This is a genomic window from Mucilaginibacter sp. P4_A11 (genome assembly GCF_056402535.1).
This window is the reverse complement of sequence record NZ_JBFUHE010000011.1, coordinates 228032-248915: the sequence shown is the minus strand read 5'-3', so window position 1 is coordinate 248915 and position 20884 is coordinate 228032. Positions and strand designations below refer to the sequence as shown.

Below are 20884 nucleotides of genomic sequence, written 5' to 3'. Positions count from 1 at the left end.
GCTGCCTCAACTCATGCTAAAATATTTCCGGTGGTTTACAATAATAATAGTATTGGTTTCTGCAATATCCTGCCGCAAGCACGGCAATTCATCAACAGCCTTTTACTACTGGAAAACCAGTTTTAATCTCAATAATCAACAAGCAGCCCTACTAAAACAAACCGGCAATAATGTTTACATCCGTTTTTTTGATGTGAACTGGAACGATAAGCAACAACGCGCTTATCCCAATGCCGTAGTGCAGCTTAATGAGAGCCCGGTGGGCTTAAACATTACCCCGGTTATCTACATCACCAATAAAACTTTTGAAAACATTCCCGATACCGCTGTGTCAACCCTTGCCGGGCACTGCAATAAATTAATAAATGAGCTTGCCGTAGAAAAGCATATCAGCTACACCAAAGTACAGGTTGATTGTGATTGGTCGTTAAGTACCCGTATTAAATATTTCAGCTTTCTTTCGGCTTTTAAAAGGCTTAACCAGAAACAATTGGAAGTCACCATCCGCCTGCACCAGGTTAAATTTAAAGACCGTACTGGCATACCTCCAGCCGATCGCGGTGTGTTGATGTTTTATAATATGGGTAAACTCAATGCCGGTCTGCATCAACCCAATTCAATATATAATGAAGAAGACGCCGGTAAGTATGTGGATTATTTAAACAGTTATCCGTTAAAACTGGATATAGCCTTTCCCTTGTTTTCCTGGGCTATCCATATAAGAGGTGGTAGTGTGATACAGGTTTATGGAAAAATCGAGCGAAAGCAACTTAGTGATCGGGCTCGTTTTGAACAGATTGAAGGAAAAGCTAACTATCGTGCAAAAACAAGCTTTTTTATGGAAGGAATTTATATCAAACAAAATGATATTTTTAAACTTGAAGAAACGGACAGCAACAGCTTAAACGCCGCTGCCAAACAATTAGCAAAGCATTTACCCGAACAAAAACATACAACCATCATCTACTATGAACTGGCCAACATCGATCCTGAAAAATTTAACGCGGAAGCAATCGGGCAGGTTTCTGCTGGTTTTTAGCTTTTGTACGCTGGCCATAGCCGGAGTGATCTGGGCCTGCGCCGATTCGTACGAGGAAGACTATTCCGTTTTTACCCCCGAATATTTTGTTAACAAACAATACTCACCCTTTTTTTACACCGGCAACGAAGTTTATTACGGCTTAGGTTATACCGAGGGGAACAATACCTGGTATAACGATATCATTGTTGATGAATGGTATGATCATTTTAATCATCAGTTCAGCAAAGCATCTCTTCAGTATCTGCTTATCAAAGCCAGTGCGGGTGCTATTGATTCTATCCATCGTAAATCTACCGGTGCACTCAAGGTGCTCCCCGCTAAATACCCCGCCATTGTTACCGGTAATGTTTCGGCAAAAATGCTTAACGCTTTTTACAGTTATCTTAAGCTGGCCAAGAGCAGTGAGGATTATTCGGTAAACGATCAATATTACTCATGGGATAAAGTAAAACCCAACCATTCGCCGGTGAACCTGGGGCTAACACTGGTGAGCGCTTACAATAATGAAACTGATCCGTTTATCAAGGAACGTCTGTGGTTTCAAATGGTGCGCTATTACTATTTCCTTGATGAGTTGTCATCGGCTAAAACTGTGAAGTTGTTTGATCAGTTTAAAGATCATTTTCCTAAAAATTTGATTTATTACCGTACGCTGGGCTATATAGCCGGATACTACTACCGGCAAAAAAACTATGCGCTATCTAACTATCTGTACAGCCTTTGTTATGATTATACCTATAAACTGAAGATCCCGAGTTTCTGGAGTTTTCACCCGCAAAATGAAAGCGACTGGAATGCTACGCTAAAACTCGCCAAAACTCCCGACGAGAAAATAACCCTCTGGCATATAATGGGCGTACAATATGATGCGGGTAGGGCCATAAAGGTTATAGCAGCTATTAACCCAAAATCCGAAAAGCTGGATCTGCTGTTAAGTCGCCTCATCAATATCAGGGAGGCTGGAACAGGAGGGGGAAAGCCTGCTGATTCGGTAAAAAAAGTTGACGATGATGGTAAGCACCTTGTTGAAAGCATCGCCTTAAAAAACAATGCGGGCAAACCTTACTACTGGAACCTGGCCGCCGGTTACCTGAACTTTTTGGATAGTAACTACACCGCTGCCGGTAAATTTTATGCTGCGGCGAAAAGCCAGTTCCCTGCCGGCGATAAAATGATCGTGGCGCAAGGTAAGCTGCTGGACATGATGCTTTACATCAAAAGCCTGAAAAAAATGGATGCCAATGCCGAGGCAAAACTAATAGAACCCCTTAACTGGCTTGCCAACCTACGCGATAATAAACTTAAAATAAAAGATCTGCGGTTTGATAATGCCATATCGGTTTGCAATTTTGCCATATCGCAGCTATATAAAAAGCAAGGCAACCCGATAAGGGAAGTTTGTTTTAATAATAATGCCCAAAGCTTTTATGCTGATAGCGCCAGGGTTCAGCACCTGATCGATCTGTTGAATAAATCCGATAAAACACCGTTTGAACAAGCGATGTTGAGATACTATCGTATATCTGTTAATAGTTTGTATTACCACCAGGCCATTACCTTAGCCTATAAGCAAAAATTAGCGGAGGCTATTACCCAGCTTAAGAAAATGAAGCCTGAGGATTTTGTGCTCGCAGGTAATCCATTTAACGGTAAACTGGTTGACTGCCACGACTGTGACCACGCTGCGCCGCAAAAGCAAAAATTTACTCCGTTGAGCTTTTTACAAACTCTGTACACTATGGATGCCGAAATTAAAGCGGGGAAAAGCCTTTATCGTAATGCTTACGCGGTTGCCAATGCATACTACAACATTACCTACTACGGCAACGCGAGGCTATTTTATGAATCGGACATAGTTGCTACCGGAGCAGCCAGTCGCTATTATTACGAGGGTGAAGAACGAATGGACGACAAACTAACGTCGATGCGTATAGCTATGAAATATTACGAGCTTGCCCGAAAAAATGCCACTACTGATGAGCAACGCGCCCGCTGTACATTTATGTTGAGCAAATGTGCACTCAATGAAATTTATAATGATCCGGATTTTAAAGGCGCGGATAAGTTTGCCGATATAAAAGCAAGCCAACCGGTAATTGATGCCTATTACAAATACTTCGCTGAGTTAAAAGACAAGTATAATGCAACGGCTTACTACAAAGAAGCATTGAAAGAATGCGGTTATTTTAGAGATTATGCGGATAAGAAATAATTTGTTGATATATTACTATAATTAGTTTAAAAAAAAGATGTTTAACACAAGCATGCAACGTGTCGTAGTTTATTAATAATATACCTTCGGGCGGATATGGGTTTTATAAATGAGCTATGCACTATGATATCTCCATAACGAGGCATAGTGCGTTTCTTCGGTAATAAGCGTATCATGCGATCCCCGCTCAATTAACTGCCCATTTTGAAGTACTATTATCTCATCGCAGTTTTTAATGGTAGAAAGTCGGTGCGCTATAATGATAATGGTTTTGCCCTGCTGTTTAAACCATAGCAGAGCATCTAACACTTTCTGTTCGCTCACTGGATCGAGCGAGGATGTAGCCTCATCCAATATTAATATTTCAGGATCCCGATATAAAGCCCGCGCAACAGCTATCCGCTGTTTTTGACCGCCTGATAAATTTGCACCCTGTTCATCAATTACCGTGTAGTAATTTCCTGGTAGCTTTTCTACAAATTCGTTTATCCCCAATAAATTACATAACCCTATAACCCGCTCTATTTTTGGTTCGTAATCGCCTATAGCTATATTTTCAATAATGGTTCCTGTAAATAGATCGGTTTGCTGGGGCACTACACCAATTACTTTGCGCAAACTACTGTTGCGTATGTATTTTATGTCAAGGCCGCCTATAGTAATGTTACCTTCATTTAAAGGATAAAGATTTTGCATTAAAGAAAGCAAGGTTGACTTTCCGCTGCCACTTTCTCCTACTATTGCTGTGCTCTTGTGTTTGGATATATGGAGGTTTAGCTTATTAAAAACGGTTGCGCGGGTGCCGTACCTGAACTGCACATCATTAAATTGAATATCCCCTATCATTTCGGCCGTTAAAACAATTTTGTCTTCACTGGAAGCTTCAATTTCGAGATCAATAATTTCAAACAGGCGGTCGGCGGCTATCAGGGCATCCTGAATATTTTTATTAGCGCTGATAAGTGACGCCGCGGGCCCGGTAAAGTATCCGATCAGGGCGTAAAAAGAAAGCAATTCACCTGGTGAAAGTTCATGCCGGATAACAAAATAACTTCCTGCCCATAAAATACTGATTGTGAATAACCGTGTAAAAAAGTCGGCCGTGTTGCTCAGGTGAAAGCTTTTTATACTGCTGTAATAAATAGATCTTAACAACTCAATAAACCTGTTTTCAGTTTTAAGGCTGGCATAATCCTCCAGTCCAAACCGTTTAATGGTACCAGCCGCATTAATACTTTCAACAAGTTGCGCCTCAAGTTCGGCGCTATTTTCCATTAACTCCCGCTGCCACTTTTTATTAACCCGGTTACTTATCCAGTAAATTACTAAATAAAGCGGGACTATCGCAAGCATGATAATAGCCAGTTTCCAGTAATATAAAAACATAATAGCTATCGAAAATCCGATTATCAAAGTGTTAACCAGCATATTCATAGCTATGTCGTTGATAAAAACACGGATCTTTACCGCGTCGTTCACCCTGCTGATGATTTCGCCCACTCGCATGGTATCAAAAAAGCGCTGTGGCAACTGCAGCAAATGCTTATAATACCCAAGTATCAAATGTGCATCAATCATTTGCCCAGTACGCATACTGATCAATGTTTTAAAGTAATTGATGATCATTTGAAAAATGAGGATGATGATCATCCCTGTGCTCATCATATTTAGCAGTCTTGAATTGCCGTCAACAAGTACAAAGTCAATTATCTTTTGAACATAAACAGCCATGCTTAATCCGAGCAGCGTATAAATTACGGCGCCTACAAGCGCCTGGACCATCATGGTTTTATGTGGGGCCAGCAGTTGCCAAAAGCGCTTTATATTTGATTCTTTTTCGTTTCCTTTTACAAAATTCTGGTCGGGCAATAATAATACAACTACCCCGGTCCACTCTGTCTTAAATTCATCAATGTTTTTTTTCACTATAACACCACCGGTTGGGTCCATATAAACAACCAGCTTATCAGTAACCTTATAAATAACCACGTAATGGTGCAGTCCGCTTTTCAACACTAAATGAACAATTGCCGGCAAGGGAATCTTAACCAGGCTTTCAATAGTGCCCTTAGCCCCTTTGGCCTGAAAGCCCAAGCGACCTGCAGCCTCGATAAGCCCTGTTAAATTGGTCCCCTTTTTATCAGTACCGGCGTATTGGCGTATGCGGCTTACTGGTAATTGTAATTGATAATGGGCGGCTATTGAAGCCAGGCAGGCGGCCCCGCAGTCGGTAATATCCCGCTGTTTTATTTTTGTTCCTTTCCGCATTTGTTATAATTTATTATCGCTTTGAGGAGCGGATGGGTTCAGCCAGTCATTTACATTATCCCACAGTAACTGCCAAAGCGTGCGGTTACCGATAATAAAACGCGCCTGAAATGTAAGCCCCTTTTTTAAATGGCCGGTAAAACCATTTTTTAGGTGCACCTGTAGCTGATCAAACCGGCAGCGTATTTTAAATACAGAACTGTTGTTTATTACTGTGTAATCGTCATCAATCGTTTTAATTTTACCGGTTATTATTCCAAAATAATTATAGTTGAATGCGTCTACCTGGAAACGTACATTCTGCCCTGTTTTTAATAACCCAATATCTTTTGGGGATACATAACATTCAGCAATCAGGCTGCCGCCAGGAGATACTGTACAAATGATTTGGTTGGGTTGCAGCACGCCTCCGGCATAAAGCGTATTCAGATCTTGTAATGTGCCGGATACGGGAGCTTTTATTTCATAGTAAGCAGCATTGTTGCTTACCTGGTTTCGTTCATCTTTATATTGGGAAAGCTCCAGTTTGTAGCGCAGCATGTCCTGCTGCCAGCTGTTTTGTTGTTCAACTTCAAAGGCTTTATTATTGGCTTTGGCTTTGTCGAATGCAATGTTAACGTCAAAGTACTCTTTATTGGTTATTACTTTTCCCTTTAATAAAGCTGCATCTATATTATATTCATTAGTAACCTGCCTCAGAGTGGCGTCCTGATCTGCCTTTTGATGCAAATAATGGATAAGCTGTTCTTTGTATAGAGGCGTTGATAGTTTTTTTAAAAGCTTTTCTGTAAGATCGCCAGAGGTGAGCAGGCTCAGATCATGTAAGGCTTCTTCATGCTGGATGATCTCAAAACGATTCAGTACCTGCTTGCTTTTGGTAGTTGGATCTTTTATCCGCAAGAGTATAGCCCCCCTTTTAATCGCCTCACCCTCATGGTAATAAATAGTATCAATTATACCTCCTATAGCCGTGTTTACAGCTGTACGTTCGCTTGAAGGGCGGGTTATTCCGGGCGCGGTTACTGATATACTGGTTTGCACTAACGGTAACGCAATTAAACTGATGATAATTATTACTAAAATGAACCAGTAGAGTACATAGTTATGCTTACGAAAGGCAGGCAAATAGCTTATAGTAGTGTCTGAAAGTTGATCGATAGATGTAAACAAGATACTATTATTAGGATATAATATAATTCCAGGCCCTTCATATAAATAAAGGACCTGGAAAAGGCACAATCACATTGATACGAAAATGTGAATTCAAAAAGAGTGATTTATAACGGCTTATGATGCGTTATTGCTGGCCATTTTATGACGATTTATAAGCCCTATGATAATAAATATCAAAAAGATAACTGTACCGAATAAGCTTTTAATCAGTTTATTGTTATCCCCTGTTTCCAGCGAATTTATTATTCCGATAATGCCAATCGCAAACATAAAAAAGCTTATCAGCAAGCCACCTACATGTCTGAGTTTTTTCGTTTCCATATGATTTGTTTAAAAGCCTGTTTGAAAAAATTAACTGGCAAGTAATCCGCCGCCGATTGCGCCAAGAATAGCGCCGCCAACTGCACCAGCTACGTTACCAACCCCCGGTATGATTGTACCAACAGATGCACCTGCTTCTGCACCAGCAAGTGCACCAACAATTGCCCCGCCAATAATATGGGCCCAGCTGCCTCCGTCAATGTCTTGGAGTTCATTGGCGTCAATTGCCATCATGCCGTAATCATTTAGATTTAATAGATTTTCCATAAGATTTGTATAAGATTTAATTTGTTTTGTGCCTACTCTAATGAAGGTTTTCGGCATTCCCTATGTTGGCCAAACATTATCTCAAGGTATTATTTAATTATTATTTCAAGAAATAAATATATATATTGTAAAAAAACTTCATGGAATCTTCATTTAAGTAACCTGCTCTTATGATATACGTGAGGTGTAATGAAAATAATAATGAGTTAGCATTGAAAACCACCAAGAGAAAAGAGCACATATATTTTGGATGATCAACTGAAACTTATCCCGATATAATTAATGATTTAGTTTAATTGTAATTGCTAATTAATTTAGTAAAAATCAAAATAATCTGCATATTTGCACATCTGTAATCTGCACATCTGAATAATGGCTAAATCCAAGATCGCGTACTTTTGCCAAAGCTGTGGCTTTGAATCGCCCAAATGGCTGGGTAAATGCCCGTCATGCCAGCAATGGAACACTTTTGTTGAGGAGGTGATTGAAAAAGGCAATGCATCGGTACCAGCCTGGAAACCTGCATCCACCAGTCAGCAACGGGCCAACAAGCCTGTAGCCGTAACAGAGATCACATATACCGAAGAGCACCGTGTGCCAACTCCCGATAAAGAGTTTAATCGTGTTTTGGGCGGCGGCATAGTACCCGGCTCACTGGTGCTCATCGGCGGCGAGCCCGGTATAGGCAAATCAACCCTGATGCTGCAGTTGGCACTCAATATGCCGAATCAAAAAGTGCTGTATGTATCAGGAGAAGAAAGTGAACGGCAGATCAAGATGCGGGCGGAAAGGTTAATCTCTGTCCCTGCTGAAGGAGGCTTAATAGGCCACGGCTGCTATGTATTAACAGAAACCTCCACCCAAAACATATTCAAACAAATAGAATCGCTTGAACCCGACCTGGTAGTGATCGACTCTATCCAAACACTGCATTCGGCCCATATAGAATCAACACCGGGTAGCGTATCGCAGGTTAGGGAATGTACTGCCGAATTGCTTCGCTTTGCTAAAGAAACCTCGACCCCGGTATTTTTGATTGGCCATATTACTAAAGACGGTATGATAGCGGGCCCTAAAATCCTGGAGCATATGGTTGACACTGTTTTGCAGTTTGAGGGGGACAGGCACCATGTATATCGTATCCTGCGTACCATCAAAAACCGTTTTGGCTCCGCGTCTGAACTGGGCATTTATGAAATGATGGGCGAAGGGCTCAGGGAAGTATCCAATCCGTCGGAGATCCTGCTTTCACACCGCGAAACTCCGCTAAGCGGTATAACCATTTCGGCAACCTTAGAAGGTATGAGACCGATGCTGATCGAGACACAGGCGCTGGTTAGTGCTTCGGCCTATGGTACGCCTCAGCGTACCGCTACAGGCTTTGATACCAAACGTATGAGCATGCTGCTGGCCGTGTTGGAAAAGCGCTGCGGTTTTAGGCTGGGCGCAAAAGATGTATTCCTGAATATTACCGGCGGAATAAGAGTTGAAGATCCTGCTATTGATCTTGGTTTGGCCGCCGCTATCATATCATCGCACGAGGATATGCCTATCCCCTTCAAAACCTGTTTTGCCGGAGAGCTTGGTCTTTCGGGTGAGATCAGGGCTGTGAACCGGGTTGAACAACGCATAGCCGAAGCTCAGAAACTTGGCTTTAATCAGATCTTTATCTCCAAATACAATCTCCCTGCCAGCGGGCAGGACAAAAAGCGGATGGACTTATCCCGTTATGATATCGACATTAAGATTGTAAGTAGTATTGAAGAGGTATTTGGATTGTTGTTTGGATAAGGGGGGCTTAAGGCTTAAAGCAGAAAGCTCAAGGCGTTTAATTGATTTTATATTATCTTTTTTATTATAGTGTTATTAGATAGCAATGATCATAAAACTATTGGCTTTAAGCTTTGAGCATTCCGCTTTTTCCTAAAACTTCAAATTGGTTTTAAGCCAGTTCTGCACATCTTCCTGGCTGGTGATCTCGGCAGGGAGTTTATCGTGGATCAGTTTTTCCATTTTATTACCGGTGTTTGCAAAGCGGTAATCCCATATCATCATTAACTTATTGATCAGGTATACCATTTCATTTCCCTCGTTTTTGTTAAACGCGGTATGATCCGGCCTGCCATTTACACGCGGATCGTTCTGAATGTAAGTAGTCCATTGATAATCGGTGTAATGTAGGTTTCTTCGGGAAAAAAGGATCATAAGCCAGTGAATTTCTTTAAATGTACGGATAATTAAATGAACGCGGCTGGAATGGGGTTTTTAAGTGGTGATAACAATGAGGCTTAGAGGGTAAACGTAATTCAATCTATTCGCCCAAATCACATTGGTGTAGAAAATCGTGTAATTGGATTAATTCGAAAAGATCGTATGGAAAAATTTTCATTTATCGTTTTTTGATTTTTAAACCCGATTCTCTGCGGTAATAATATTGATATAAATTTTTTGCCGATTTAATAGTAATTTCAGCGCAGATAATTTAAGTTGATGAAAAAATTACTACTCTTTACCGCTGCCTCGGTACTGGCGTGCAATGTTATGGCACAGCAAGAGCCGCAAAAAGCTATTTACTATTCCATATCATTTCCTAACGCGGCCCATCATGAGGCCGAAATAAGTATGACCATTCCGCAGGCGCCAACTGGCAATTTCCGGGTAAGGATGAGCCGGTCATCTGCAGGGCGTTACGCGACGCATGAGTTTGGTAAAAATCTTTATAATATTAAAGCTACCGATATTGACGGCAAGGAACTGCCACTAACCCAAATTGAAGGAGATGTATACGAGGTGGGAGATCACCCGGCCACAGTTAAAGTAAACTACACCCTTTTCGGCAACTGGACCGACGGTACCTATGCTTCAATTGACCCCAGTCATGCCCACCTGAATATGCCCGCCACTTTTATGTGGGTGGTAGGGCAGGATAAACGCCCGCTTACATTTGAGTTTAATGACCTGGACAAATATGGCTGGAAAGTGGCTACACAGCTTAAACATGAAGGCTCAAGTGTTTACAGCGCACCAAACCTGCAGTACATGATGGATAGCCCTACCGAACTGTCTAATTACAATGTTAGCAGCTGGGACGTAATAAATACCGATGGTAAGAAAGAAAAAATCAACCTCACCGTGCACTCGGACGACAGCCAGGCCGTGATCGATAATTTTGGTAAGATGATCCAGAAGCTGGTATTGGAAGAAAAAGCTGTATTTGGCGAATTGCCAACTTATGATTTTGGCGAGTATACTTTTGTAAGCGATGTGAACCCTGCCGTATCCGGCGATGGTATGGAACATCGTAACTCAACTTCCATAACTATTCCTGCACCAAAAGTTGAAGGTTTTGAAAACAACCTTATGGGGGTGTTCTCACACGAATATTTCCATAGCTGGAATGTGAAACGCATCCGCCCAAAATCACTGGAGCCATTTAACTTTGAACACGCTAACATGAGCAGTGAGCTTTGGTTTGCCGAAGGTTTTACCCAATATTATGGCGAACTGCTGCTTACCCGTGCAGGTTTTGTAACGCTTGACGATTATACTAAAACCATTGCCGGTTTGGTTAACCAGGTGTTGAATACACCGGCTGCTGCCAAATATTCGGCTGCACAAATGAGCCGCTATTCGGTTTTTGCAGATGCAGGTGTATCTATCGATCCGAACAATAATGTTAACGATTTTACCAGTTACTATACCTACGGCGGGGCTATTGCATTAGCACTTGACCTGCGCCTGCGCAGCGATTTTAACATGACGCTTGATGATTATATGCGTGCTGTTTGGCTTACGCGAGGTAAGATAATGAAACCTTACACAATCCCCGATCTGCAAAGCGATTTGGGTAAAGTAACCAACAATCCCAAATTTGCTGCCGATTTCTTTAAGCGTTACATCACCGGAATTGACAAAAATAATTATGAAGAACTGTTGACCAAAGCTGGTTTAGTGCTGCGTAAATTACAGCCGGGCAAAGGCTGGGCTGGTCCGTTGGCTGCTACACCAGGCCGTGGTCGTGCCGGACAAGTACGCGCTGCTGATGCAGAAGGATTGCCAATACTTTCAAGCACAACCATTGGTACTCCGGTTTACAAAGCTGGTATTGATGCAGGCGATATTATTCTGAAAGTTGATGGAAAAGACGTTAAAGACCAGAAAGGATTTAGCGACATCATTGCCGATAAAAAGCCGGGTGATAAAGTTATTGTAAACTATAAAAACCGTGCCGGTGCTCATGAAACCACAATCACACTTGAAGAAAATCCCAACTTTGAAGTAGTGACATTTGAAAAGGCAGGCAAGCAATTGAGTAAAGATCAGGAAACCTTCCGTAACAACTGGTTGCAATCAAAAGTCAAATAATTATGAAAAAGATATCAATAGTAACAGCGGCATTATTAAGCGTTTCAGCTTATGGTTTTGCGCAGGATGTTAATAAGCTGATCAGTAAAGATGATGTAACCCGGATTATCAAGACGCTTTCGGCCGATGATATGCAGGGCAGAGCCACCTTTACACCCGGCATTGAAAAAGCGGCAACGTTTATTGAAAGCGAATATAAAAAGGCTGGCCTTAAGCCTATGGAGGGGAATACCGGGTACCGTCAAAATTTTACGATGGTGCGTTCAACTCCTGTCGGCTTAACTGTAAGCATCAATGGTAAAGCTATAGCGGCCGACAGCGCGTTTGCAGGCAGCACGGATTCGTTTAAATGGGCGAGTGATAAAGATGTGCAAGTGATTACTGTTGGGGCTGATAAAAATTTCAGAACTGAATATAGGGCAGCTTCACAAAGCGGTAAGAAAACACTATTGCTTATCGATCCTAAATTTAAGGATCTGTTTAACCGGATTAAGTCGTATTTGGGAGCGGGCAGCACAAACTTTAAAGGTAAAGTAAAACAACCTTTGGTATTTGTGTTGGGCAAGTTTGATAATGCTACCTCGTTTGATGTTAACTGCGACATAAAAAATGAGGAATTACCGCTGTTTAACGTTGCCGGTATTATCCCCGGTAAAACCAAATCGAATGAATACGTAGTGTTTTCGGGCCATTATGACCACTTGGGTATTATCAAGCCCGATAAACCGGGCGTGACTGATAGCATCGCCAATGGTGCTGACGACGACGCCTCGGGTACAACGGCTGTGTTAAGCCTGGCTAAATATTATAAAAAGCTTAATAACAATGCCCGTACGCTCATCTTTGTAGCTTTTACTGCCGAAGAGATCGGCGAATACGGTTCACAGTATTTTGCGAAACAGGTTGATGCCGATAAAGTAGTTGCCATGTTCAATATCGAAATGATAGGTAAAGCATCAAAATTTGGCACCAACTCGGCATTTATTACTGGCTTTGAAAGATCTGATTTTGGAAAGATATTGCAGAAAAACCTGGAAGGTACTGCCTTTAAGTTTTACCCGGACCCATACCCTGATCAGGACCTGTTTTACAGAAGCGATAACGCATCCCTGGCCGAAGTTGGCGTACCGGCACATACCATCTCAACCGACCAGATTGATATAGATAAATTATACCACACCGTTGGCGATGAATTCAGCACACTTGATGTGGATAATATCACCTCGGCCATTCGTGCGATAGCGTTAAGCTCACGCACTATAGTTTCAGGCCAGGATACACCAACAAGGGTACCGAAGAAAACGGAGTAGCGGAGATTGTCTGAACCGGAATTTATTGAATTAAGGAATTATTAGAATTGAGAAATAGAAACTTCTGCAAATTCCTTAATTCAATAAATTCGCGTTCAGACAACCTTTGCGCCCTGATTATAAAAAATTTTTTAGTTCCCCTCTTGAGAGGGGGCGCGAAGGGAAAGAGTGATGGCAGGGGTGTGTTTATGCGATTAGTTTATCAAAGCAGAAACACACCCCTCTACTCCTCTCAAGAGGGGAATCGTGCAAGTCCCGCGCTTTTTTAGTTGCCCCTATGAACAAAATACTCAAAATAGCAGTTGTAGGCCCCGAATCAACGGGTAAGTCGACAATGTCTGAATATCTGGCGGTGCATTATAATACGATAGCCGTGCCTGAGTATTCGCGGGAGTATTGTGCAAATCTCACAGGCGATTGTACCTTTCAGGACGAGATTAATATGTTCCACGGACAAATAGCGCTCGAAAAAAAGCTGCTGCCGCAAGCCAATAGGATCCTGATTTGTGATACTACTTTTTTAACTGTAAAGATCTGGAGCGAGGAGATGTTCGGGCTTGCCCCACAGGAGGTACTTGATGAATTGCCGCGCCACCCCTATGATTTTTATTTACTTATGGATATCGATCTGCCCTGGCAGGATGATCCTCTACGCAACTTCCCTACCAAACGCGAATATTTTATGAACGTTTGGCATCGGGAACTTCAGGCGCTCAACGCCAATTATGTGGTAATATCTGGCATAGGCCAGGATAGGTATGAAAAAGCGGTGAAAGCAATTGATGAGTATCTGAACCATGATTTTTAGGATTAAGTGATTGCCGGAATAATGATTTTGACGTGCGAATTAGTTTTGATATGCGGATGTGCAAATTTCAGATGTGCAAATAATTCAATTATTCTGTAAATTCATTAATTCTGCAAATTCAGGTTCAGACAAGATCATCTGCACATCATTCAACTTCATAATCTGCATCTGCACATTTAAAATTTGCACATCTGCGACTTAACTTAAAATCTTCAAAAAAATTATCAGTAATTAAAAAAATATTTTTCACATACGTGCAACGTTGCGAAATGCCTTGCGTCTATTAACCTGAAGCTGGTTTCAAATTTGGAAGCGATATATATTGACAAACATTACAACCTGGTGGTTGAGTGCAAGCAGGGGAGTAAAAAAGCCTGTTATGAGCTTTACCGTCTGTATTCGAAAGCTATGCTGAACGTGGCCTTTCGGATAGTGGGCGATATTGCCGAAGCAGAAGATGTGCTGCAGGAAGCTTTTGTGGATGCCTTTGCCAAGCTGAAGGATTTTAGGCAGGATACCACATTTGGCCTCTGGCTTAAGCAGATCGTTGTGAACCGGTCGATTAACCTATTGCGCAAACGTAAGCTTGAACTGGTTGAACTGGAAGATGGTCACCTCGAAAATATTGCCGACGAAGAAAATTGGGACGATGAGGACATACAATACCAGGTTGCCAGGGTAAAAGAAGGCATGAGCCAGCTGCCCGACGGTTACCGCGTTGTATTATCGCTTTACCTGCTTGAAGGGTATGACCACGAAGAAATAGGACAAATATTGAATATATCAGAAAACACATCAAGAACCCAGTTTTTGAGAGCTAAAAGAAAGTTAATTGAAATTTTAAACAGGAAAGGAACAGTATCATGAGCAAGCGATTTGAAGATTTCATGCACGACAATAACGAAGAATTTAACGAAATAGAACCATCGGCAGATCTGTGGAGTAAAATTGAGGCGCAGCTCAATTTTTTGGACGAGGAGCAGGAACCCAAAAAACGCGAAGCAAAGACTTTTTCGCTGGGCTTCGTGCTAAAAGTAGCCGCATCGGTCATCATCGTAATGGGAATAGGCTTCGGCATTTATATACAAAGCCAAAAAGGAACAAAAGGAGTTGACCTTGCTGCCATTAACCCTGAGTATGCGCAGCAACAGATGCACTATGCATCGCTTGTTGAAACAAAGCTTACCGAACTTAAATCAGCATCTAAAAACGATCCGCAGCTATACAAGGAGTTCAGCGCCGAGATAGCTAAAATGGATTCCACCTATAAAAAACTAAACAATGATTTAGTCACCAGCCCTAACCAGGAACGTGTTTTACGTGCAATGATCCGGAACCTGCAAATACAAACCGAGGTGCTAACTCAGCAATTAAATGTAATTGAACAGTTTAACCAGATGAAAAAGGAACAAAACAATGAAACTAAAAATATTTAGTCCGGCACTGCTTACACTTATCGGTTTGTTAACCATAAGTACAGCTAACTTTGCACAGGTTAGCCCTGCGCCTCCGGCTGCACCGGCAAAGCCAAATTTGCCGCCTACGCCGCCTCCCGCCGCCGAATTGAACGGAGGAGACTGGACGCCTGCGACCGACAGCAAGGAGTATCAGCAAAAAATGAAGGAGCTGAACATGAAAATGCACGAGCTGCAAAAGGAAATGAGCAACCTGCGTGTGCAGCAGCAAAAGCAATTGCAGTTGAAAAAACGAAGTCTTCAGCAACTGAACATACCGTTTGCGTTTGAATTTAAGGATAGTGCGACGTTTAAAAACCTCGACACCTTGAAATTTAAAATGAAGTTTAAGGAGTTTGACGCTATTAAGTTTGTCGAAAAATTTGAGAAGCTTAGCCCTAACATAACCTTCGGGTTTAAAAACTTCGACCAAAATTTTAGCTACAGTTTCGACGGTGATGACAGCTACGAAAAGCAGGTGCAAAACGGCGATATAGTTGAGAAAACCAAAAGTTACAGCAAAAGCTATAACGTTGATGGTAATGATGTGATCAATATCGATAACAAATTTGGCAAGATCACTGTAATTACCTGGGCTAAAAGCGAGGTTAAGGTTGATGTACAGATCAAGGTTGGTGCAAATGACGAGGATAAGGCTCAAAAACTGCTCGATAACGTAACTATTAAAGATAGCAAAGACGGCTCAGGCGTATCGTTCAAAACTTCTATCAATCAAAGCGATGACGATAACGGCAGTTGGGGCAACTTATTCGGCAAGAAAAACTCTGTTCGCAAAATGGAGATCAACTACACCGTTTACATGCCCGCCAAAAACCCGCTTACTATAACTAACAAGTATGGTAGCACCGAGTTGCCCGATCTAAGCGGTAAACTCAATATTAACAACTCATATGGTAGTTTAAATGCTAAAGCGTTAAGCAACCCTGCTTGCCAGATCAGGGTTAAATATGGCAGCGCGACCATCGGTACCCTTACAGGGAGCGACCTGGATGTAGCCTATGGCAACCTTAATCTCGGAGATTGCGATAAACTTAATGCCGATGTAAGCTACGGCTCGGCAAAAATTGGCCGTATCACTACATCAGGCAATATCAATGTGAAATTTAGCGGTGCGCTGAATATTGGCGAGGTTGATAAAAATGTGAAAAACCTTTCGGTTAACTCATCATACTCAAGCGTGAAGCTTGGAGTAAGCGACGGGCAAAATGCGGACTTTGATATCACGGTACACTATGGCAGCTTTAGCTATGGAGGCCATGATGTTAACATCACAAGCAAAACGCCAGCAGATGGTGAGCGCGGTTTTAATCCTACTAAAACCTACAAAGGCCATTTAGGTAAAGGTGGCAGCGATAAAACCATTACCATCAGTACCAGTTACGGTAGTGTGAGCTTCGATTAAAAGATAAGGAACACTAAAATTCAAAGGGCGTATCGGCAGGTTATTAAATAATCTAACGATACGCCCTTTGTAGTTATATGCATTCTAATAAGTGAAATTTAAATTGTAGGCGTAGCTATTCGGCCTGTATCGACTGTCTATTCAAATAATATTTTTATAATTGCCCGGTTTTTTAACAATAGGACTTAAACCTAAGATCACACAATTATGAAAAAAGTATTATTTAGTACTATCATTCTGACAGCATTTTCATGCTCTTTAATTATTTTTCAACTAAGCTGTAAAAAAGTTGCCGTAGCGGCCGATCAAACTTCGGCCTCAACGCCTCAAGTCGGAAAACTCATTTATTCAAAACTTATTGCCCCGGCAAATGCCAATTCATACTATGAATTATGGTCGGCTAATTACGACGGAACAAGCCAGCAAAAGATTTTAATAACCTTGCCCACAGGAGTGTCCATGTCCGGAGCGGCCAAGCTTTCCCCAGATCACAAGACCCTCTTTTTTGGTGCTTATACTTTTAAAGCCGGGGTTATTACAAAATCGGCCCTTTATTCATGTAATATTGACGGGAGCAACCCTCATGAAATAGTATCAGGAACACTAAATGAAAGTTTTGAAGCAAACGTAGCTTATTAAGCTATTTAAATATTAAGATCAACAAAAGGAGCATTTAATTGCTCCTTTTTCTTTTGGCGTTGTTGCTAATGCCGCCTCCCGTGCTTAGCTTTGAAAAACAGTCGCTACCCATGCACCACCAGGATAATGAAAAACAGATCTTTAATACCCTTTATGATCAGTATAAGCACCTAGGCCTGCCGCTTGAACTGATCAAGCATACTGATTTTACAGTTTTTAATCTGAAGGACATTGATCAGCCTGTGCCTTTTAAGTCGCCGCTGAGCAGGCTTAATTTCTTTGTTTTCGCTTTTATCAAAAGCGGGAGAGGTGATTACACTATTGATGAGCAGAACTACAAATTACAGCCCCGTGCTGTTTATTTCACCAACCCTGGTCATTTTCGTTCGTTTAACTGGGAACATATAGGCGATGTGTATTTGTTTACGCTGAGCGAATCGTTTTTAAAGGAAAATGTACATGCCAATATATTTGATGAGTTCCCATTCCTGCTGGCCGAAATATTCCCGGCTCGCGTGCTTAGTCCCGAAGTTTTTGAGGAATTTGATATTTTGTATCACCAGATCTTAAAAGAGTATCATTCAAATAGTCCGTATCGTTACCGTATTATCGGCAACCTGTTTGTGGTGGTGCTGTTAAAATTCAAAGAATATTTCTGGAAGGACTACAACCCGATTTATGAAGGTAACCGGAGCTCCGAAATAGTAAAAAATTTTAAACGCCTGCTCGAAAAACATTACCGAGACCTAAGCAGCGGCATTGCCGAACAGGCTTTCCGGGTACAGGATTATGCCGATGCGCAAAGCCTTCATCCCAATTACCTGAATACTGTTATCAAAGTAAAAACAGGTAAAACTATCAGCACCTGGATAGCCGAAAAGACCATATCCGAAGCCAAGTCATTGTTGCAAAACTCTAAGCTATCTATTAAGGAGGTCGCTTTTCGTTTGGGCTTTACTGAAGCTACACATTTCAGCAATTACTTTAAAAAGCATACGGATACTTCGCCGGTGCTGTTCAGGAAAGGGCATGCAGGGCAAGTGTAGTATTTTGATTTGAAAAATTTGACAACTCCATAAAGAAGGAACAGAAAACGTCATTGCTTCGTTCTTCGCAATGACGTGAGGAAAACTTTATTTTCTCTTCTTGTCCCATCAGGGTCTCTCGCAGAGGACCCTGATATCTATGCCATGCATTCGGTGACTTGCAGGATCCTCTGTGAGTTAAATTAACCCACAAACTCACCAACATAAACACACCCTCGCCCAGTTACAAAATAACCAATCTTAAATATTCGTAAGTAATGCTTTGATATGTGTATCATTCAGGGGCCTTGCTCTTGCCACCTTTGTATTGTCAATCAACGACAACAAAACATAAACAATATAACAAAGGAAATCATGAACACATTAGCATCAAAAGTAGTATTGGTAACCGGCGCCTCAAGAGGTATCGGTGCAGCAGTAGCCCACAAATTAGCAGCCGAAGGCGCTAAAGTAATTATCAACTATGCAGGCGGTAAAGAAGCTGCCGACCAAACTGTAAATGCTATCAAGCAACAGGGCGGTGACGCCATTGCCTTACAGGCCGACGTAAGCAAAGCCGACGAAGTAGCAGCCATGTTTGACGCAGCAATAGCTCATTACGGTAAAATAGATGTACTGGTTAACAACGCCGGCATCATGATCACCAAACTTATAAAAGATACCACCGACGAGGATTTTACCCGCCAGTTTGATATCAACGTTCGCGGTACATTCAATACCATGCGTGAGGCCGCTACCAAATTAGCCAACGGTGGAAGTATTATTAACTTTTCATCAACCACTACCCGCGTTATGATGCCAACTTATGCTACCTACGTTGCCACCAAAGGCGCTGTTGAACAATTGACCCGTGTATTTGCCAAAGAAGTTGGCGCAAGGGGCATCAATGTAAATACAGTATCTCCCGGCCCAACAAATACCGAACTATTTACCAAAGGCAAGCCACAGGAACTCATTAATCGCCTGGCATCGCTATCTGCCTTCAACCGCATCGGCGAACCTGAAGATATCGCCAGGATAGTAGCCTTCCTGGCCAGCGACGAAGCCAAATGGATTTCGGCTCAGAATATCGGTGCCAATGGCGCAATGGCTTAATTGAAGAATCAAGAAATCAAAAGTCAGGAGGCAAGAGATCAGTAGTCGAGACGCCAGGAATCAAGAAGTCAAGAAAAAATAAATTAACAATCAAAAAAATCGGTGAAATCAATCCTCATCGGTGAAATCAAAGAAAATAATCATGAATTCATTAAATAATAAAGTAGCAGTAATAACCGGCTCAGCCCGTGGTTTAGGTAAAGCAATTGCAGAACGTTATGCAGCATTGGGTGCCGATATCGTGATCAACTATTCACGTGATAAAGCATCGGCCGATGAAGTGGTAAGCAACATCAAGGCGATGGGCGCAATGGTAATTGCCGTACAGGCCGATGTAAGCAAGGTTGCCGATATTGAAAGGCTGTTTGCAGAGGCCAAAGCGGCTTTCGGTAAAATAGATATCGTAGTTGCTAATGCGGGTATCGAATTAGTTGAAACACCTGTCACTGATTTTACTGAAGAACAGTTTGACCGCGTATTCGGTATCAATACTAAAGGCACTTACTTCACTATGCAGCAGGCGGCTAAAAATGTGGAAGACAATGGCCGGATCATTTACATTGCTTCAAGCACCACTTCATTCCCTGTACCCGGAATGGCTGTGTATGGCGGTAGTAAAACCACTCCAAGGTACCTGGTTGATATCCTCTCAAAAGAGATTGGTCACCGCGGTGTAACAGTTAACTCCATTATACCGTTTGCTGTTGATCATTCAGGTATCTTTGCAGAAGCTGATAGCTACCCCCGCATTAAGGAAGCAATTGCTTGACAGTTGTCCGATGGGCCGCCTGGCCGAAGTTGAAGATGTGGCCAATGTGGCCGAGTTTTTCGCCAGCGATCTTTCGTCATTTGTAAACGGTCAGCACTTGCTGGTAAATGGTGGCGCAACAAATTAATTATCAGTCAAGTAACATTTTGCAGCAGGTTGTAGTCTTAGCTATAACCTGTTGTGATTATTTAACAGGATTTAAAAATAATATTATTTGATTTTACATCTACTACGTCATGAAAACGCTTAATCATTATATCATATACGGTACATTAATTACTTCATCTGTAAATGCTCAAGCTGCAAAAACGGCTGTTTCAACTACGCACAACGTCAACACCATGAATACTGAAAAACTAACTAACCCGGTAATAAAACAAGCCATTGACGCCCTGCAAAGCGGCGACCAACAAGCCTGGTTTGCTTTGTTTACCAACGATACCCAGCTTTTTGACGATGGCAATAAGATGAACTTTAAAAGTTTTTTTGAAAAAGCCTTAGGTCATGAACGTTTTACCAGCATTGATAAAATTGAACACAACGGCACACATGTTTACGGCAAATTTCACAGCGACAAATGGGGCGATTTTAAAACCTATTTTAAGTTTACGGTTGATGCTGACGGTAAGATCAGCAAACTGGAAATAGGGCAGGCGAGTTATTAAAGCTTAAAGCAAGCACACAGTCTTCAT

The 20884-nt window shown here is 41.8% G+C and carries 20 protein-coding genes; 15 read left to right on the top strand and 5 right to left on the bottom strand.

Translation table 11 applies throughout. The annotated features are described in order from the left end of the window. The first annotated feature begins 13 nt into the window (after positions 1 to 13). Positions 14 to 1039: a hypothetical protein gene (locus AC1DUD_RS21225; RefSeq protein WP_477378058.1), complete on the top strand. Its 1026-nt coding sequence runs from the start codon at positions 14 to 16 to the stop codon at positions 1037 to 1039. After that, positions 969 to 3254, top strand: coding sequence for a hypothetical protein (locus AC1DUD_RS21220; protein WP_477378056.1), 2286 nt, complete (start codon positions 969 to 971; stop codon positions 3252 to 3254). The genes AC1DUD_RS21225 and AC1DUD_RS21220 overlap by 71 nt, the downstream gene beginning before the upstream one ends. 114 nt (positions 3255 to 3368) lie before the next feature. Here AC1DUD_RS21220 and AC1DUD_RS21215 read toward each other — a convergent pair whose 3' ends face one another. The 4 genes from AC1DUD_RS21215 to AC1DUD_RS21200 all read right to left on the bottom strand — a co-directional run bounded on the left by AC1DUD_RS21215 (position 3369) and on the right by AC1DUD_RS21200 (position 7283). Continuing rightward, the gene (locus AC1DUD_RS21215; protein ID WP_477378054.1) at positions 3369 to 5522 is read right to left on the bottom strand and encodes a peptidase domain-containing ABC transporter; all 2154 of its coding nucleotides are present in this window, start codon (positions 5520 to 5522) and stop codon (positions 3369 to 3371) included. Between the two features lie 3 nt (positions 5523 to 5525). Further along, entirely contained in the window at positions 5526 to 6692 is a 1167-nt protein-coding gene (locus tag AC1DUD_RS21210; RefSeq protein ID WP_477378051.1) for an HlyD family secretion protein, read from the bottom strand. A 117-nt stretch (positions 6693 to 6809) separates the two neighbouring features. After that, complete coding sequence (locus AC1DUD_RS21205; RefSeq protein ID WP_477378049.1) at positions 6810 to 7016, bottom strand: hypothetical protein; 207 nt, start codon at positions 7014 to 7016, stop codon at positions 6810 to 6812. A 30-nt stretch (positions 7017 to 7046) separates the two neighbouring features. Further along, a complete protein-coding gene (locus AC1DUD_RS21200) occupies positions 7047 to 7283 on the bottom strand; it encodes a Blp family class II bacteriocin (RefSeq protein WP_477378047.1) in 237 nt (78 codons plus the stop codon). Positions 7284 to 7655: 372 nt separating this feature from the next. On the opposite strand from AC1DUD_RS21200, the gene radA reads away from it, so the two are divergent. Then, positions 7656 to 9074 carry a DNA repair protein RadA gene (gene radA / locus AC1DUD_RS21195; RefSeq protein WP_477378045.1) on the top strand — a complete coding sequence of 473 codons (1419 nt, stop codon included), beginning with the start codon at positions 7656 to 7658 and terminating at the stop codon, positions 9072 to 9074. 132 nt (positions 9075 to 9206) lie between these two features. Here the strand turns inward: radA and AC1DUD_RS21190 are convergent, their stop codons facing one another. Beyond that, positions 9207 to 9488 carry a hypothetical protein gene (locus tag AC1DUD_RS21190; RefSeq protein WP_477378043.1) on the bottom strand — a complete coding sequence of 94 codons (282 nt, stop codon included), beginning with the start codon at positions 9486 to 9488 and terminating at the stop codon, positions 9207 to 9209. Between the two features lie 285 nt (positions 9489 to 9773). Between AC1DUD_RS21190 and AC1DUD_RS21185 the strand changes: the two genes are divergently transcribed. From AC1DUD_RS21185 to AC1DUD_RS21130, 12 genes are all read left to right on the top strand, one after another. Continuing rightward, positions 9774 to 11648, top strand: coding sequence for a M61 family metallopeptidase (locus AC1DUD_RS21185; protein ID WP_477378041.1), 1875 nt, complete (start codon positions 9774 to 9776; stop codon positions 11646 to 11648). Between the two features lie 2 nt (positions 11649 to 11650). Next, positions 11651 to 12958 carry a M28 family metallopeptidase gene (locus tag AC1DUD_RS21180; RefSeq protein WP_477378039.1) on the top strand — a complete coding sequence of 436 codons (1308 nt, stop codon included), beginning with the start codon at positions 11651 to 11653 and terminating at the stop codon, positions 12956 to 12958. A 277-nt stretch (positions 12959 to 13235) separates the two neighbouring features. Beyond that, positions 13236 to 13766, top strand: a complete 531-nt coding sequence (locus tag AC1DUD_RS21175; RefSeq protein ID WP_477378037.1) for an AAA family ATPase — start codon at positions 13236 to 13238, stop codon at positions 13764 to 13766. Between the two features lie 306 nt (positions 13767 to 14072). Beyond that, positions 14073 to 14633, top strand: coding sequence for an RNA polymerase sigma factor (locus AC1DUD_RS21170; protein WP_477378035.1), 561 nt, complete (start codon positions 14073 to 14075; stop codon positions 14631 to 14633). After that, the gene (locus tag AC1DUD_RS21165; RefSeq protein ID WP_477378033.1) at positions 14630 to 15202 is read left to right on the top strand and encodes a hypothetical protein; all 573 of its coding nucleotides are present in this window, start codon (positions 14630 to 14632) and stop codon (positions 15200 to 15202) included. Before AC1DUD_RS21170 ends, AC1DUD_RS21165 begins: the two co-directional genes overlap by 4 nt. After that, on the top strand, positions 15183 to 16643 hold the full coding sequence (locus AC1DUD_RS21160; protein ID WP_477378031.1) for a DUF4097 family beta strand repeat-containing protein: 1461 nt from the start codon (positions 15183 to 15185) through the stop codon (positions 16641 to 16643). Before AC1DUD_RS21165 ends, AC1DUD_RS21160 begins: the two co-directional genes overlap by 20 nt. A gap of 207 nt (positions 16644 to 16850) precedes the next feature. Continuing rightward, the gene (locus tag AC1DUD_RS21155) at positions 16851 to 17282 is read left to right on the top strand and encodes a hypothetical protein (RefSeq protein ID WP_477378029.1); all 432 of its coding nucleotides are present in this window, start codon (positions 16851 to 16853) and stop codon (positions 17280 to 17282) included. Positions 17283 to 17350: 68 nt separating this feature from the next. Further along, positions 17351 to 18328 (top strand): helix-turn-helix domain-containing protein, encoded by a 978-nt coding sequence (locus AC1DUD_RS21150; RefSeq protein ID WP_477378027.1) that lies wholly within the window; start codon positions 17351 to 17353, stop codon positions 18326 to 18328. A gap of 354 nt (positions 18329 to 18682) precedes the next feature. Next, a complete protein-coding gene (locus AC1DUD_RS21145; protein ID WP_477378025.1) occupies positions 18683 to 19423 on the top strand; it encodes an SDR family oxidoreductase in 741 nt (246 codons plus the stop codon). Positions 19424 to 19565: 142 nt separating this feature from the next. Next, on the top strand, positions 19566 to 20192 hold the full coding sequence (locus tag AC1DUD_RS21140) for an SDR family NAD(P)-dependent oxidoreductase (RefSeq protein WP_477378023.1): 627 nt from the start codon (positions 19566 to 19568) through the stop codon (positions 20190 to 20192). Further along, positions 20185 to 20319 (top strand): SDR family oxidoreductase, encoded by a 135-nt coding sequence (locus AC1DUD_RS21135; RefSeq protein ID WP_477378021.1) that lies wholly within the window; start codon positions 20185 to 20187, stop codon positions 20317 to 20319. The genes AC1DUD_RS21140 and AC1DUD_RS21135 overlap by 8 nt, the downstream gene beginning before the upstream one ends. Positions 20320 to 20428: 109 nt before the next feature. Beyond that, the gene (locus tag AC1DUD_RS21130) at positions 20429 to 20857 is read left to right on the top strand and encodes a nuclear transport factor 2-like protein (RefSeq protein WP_477378019.1); all 429 of its coding nucleotides are present in this window, start codon (positions 20429 to 20431) and stop codon (positions 20855 to 20857) included. Positions 20858 to 20884 lie beyond the last annotated feature (27 nt).